Source organism: Oleiphilus sp. HI0123, assembly GCF_001635315.1.
On record NZ_LWGE01001447.1, the window covers coordinates 1 to 1991 of the forward strand.

The window sequence follows — 1991 nt, forward strand, 5'->3', positions numbered from 1 at the left end:
TTATCCTTGATCCGACAGCACATGCCCACTATCGACACCCGAGTGGCAGCAATTTTCAGAAAAGGCCAACCAATCATTCCTTCTGGTAACACGGTGATTGAAGAAGATGATGAGGTTTTCTTTATTGCCGCGACCGACCATATTCGCGCGGTAATGAGCGAACTGCAGCCTTTGGAAAATAAGTACAAGCGAATTATTATCGCTGGTGGCGGTAACATTGGTTTTCGCTTAGCCAAGTACCTGGAACGTCGTTATCAAGTAAAAATCATTGAAAACCATCACGAGCGTTGCGTGGCACTTTCCGAGCAACTCGAAAAGGCCATTGTTCTGCATGGTAATGCCGCCAATAAAGACATGCTATTGGAAGAGAACATCGAAGATACTGATGTTTTCATCGCCGTGACCAATGATGATGAAGCAAACATCATGGCCTCGATGCTTGCCAAGCGCATTGGTGCTCGCAAGGTGATGGCCTTGATCAGCAACCCTGATTATGTCGATCTGATCCAAGGCGGTGAAATCGACATTGCCATATCGCCTCAACAAACCACCATTGGCAGCCTGCTAACCCATATCCGAAAAGGAGATGTCGTTAATGTTCACGCCTTACGACGAGGAGCAGCTGAGGCGATCGAAGCCGTAGCACATGGCGACGAGCGCTCCTCAAAGGTTGTCGGTAAACGAGTCGATGAGATACCTTTACCAACCGGTACCACCATCGGCGCAATTGTCCGTCACCAGGAAGTATTAATCGCTCACGACCATATCCGCATCGAGCAAGACGATCACGTTATCCTCTTCCTGGTCGATAAGAAAAGAGTTCGCGAAGTCGAGAAGCTGTTCCAAGTCGGACTCGCTTTTTTCTAACCCTGTTTTAGTAGTTTTTTGGGAGATACAACCGGATGCATTTGTCTACAGTCAGCCGAATTCTAGGCATCCTGCTGATGATTTTTAGCCTGACCATGCTCCCGCCGATCATTGTTTCGCTCATCTATAACGATAATCAGCTCCATGCCTTCCTCGATGCTTTTGTTATTACGCTAGGCTTAGGGCTAATCATCTGGCTGCCTGTTCGAAACCATAAAAAGGAGCTTCGTGTACGAGATGGTTTTATCGTAACGGTTCTCTTCTGGCTGGTGCTCAGCCTGAGTGGTTCAGTGCCCTTATATTTATCTGACTCCCCTGATTTACGCTTCGTTGATGCTTACTTTGAGTCCCTATCGGGGCTAACCACCACTGGCGCGACCGTCATTACCGGGATAGATGACCTGCCCAAATCTATCTTGTGGTACCGACAACAATTGCAATGGCTTGGCGGCATGGGCTTGATCGTACTGGCTGTCGCCATTCTTCCAATGCTAGGCATTGGTGGTATGCAGCTATACCGAGCAGAGACTCCCGGCCCGGTAAAAGACAGTAAATTAACGCCTCGAATCACCGAAACCGCCAAAGCTCTTTGGTATATATACCTCGGGCTAACAGTCGCTTGCGCGCTATCTTACTGGGCCGCTGGAATGACCCTGTTTGACGCCATAGGCCATAGTTTTTCGACCATCGCCATCGGCGGCTATTCAACCCATGATGCCAGTATTGGCTATTTCGATAATAGCGTAATTGAACTAATCGCCATCTTCTTTATGTTTATCGCCGGGGTTAATTTCGCGCTGCATTTCACTGCATGGCGAAGCAATAGCTGGCGAACGTACTTTATGGACCCCGAGTTCCGCTTTTACGCATCGCTCATGTTGATCGTAACCATTATTACGATCGCAACGCTTTACTTCACCGATACTTATAGCTTCTCTGACTCTATGATTCGAGGCGCCTTTGAAGTTGTTTCCATCGCAACAACCACTGGCTTTGCTACAGCAGACTTCACAGCCTGGCCATTCGTACTGCCCTTCCTCTTATTCGTTGTTGCCTTTGTTGGCGGCTGTGCAGGCTCAACCGGCGGTGGCATGAAGGCGATTCGAATCTTACTCATCTACAAG

General features: G+C 48.5%; 2 protein-coding genes. Both read left to right on the plus strand.

Features of this window, described 5'->3' with window-relative positions; all coding sequences use genetic code 11:
* A partial coding sequence (gene trkA / locus A3761_RS18780; protein WP_156491951.1) for a Trk system potassium transporter TrkA occupies positions 1 to 867 on the plus strand: 867 nt, incomplete at its 5' end.
* Between the two features lie 35 nt (positions 868 to 902).
* On the plus strand, positions 903 to 1991 hold a 1089-nt coding region (locus A3761_RS18785; protein ID WP_068750683.1), incomplete at its 3' end, for a potassium transporter TrkG.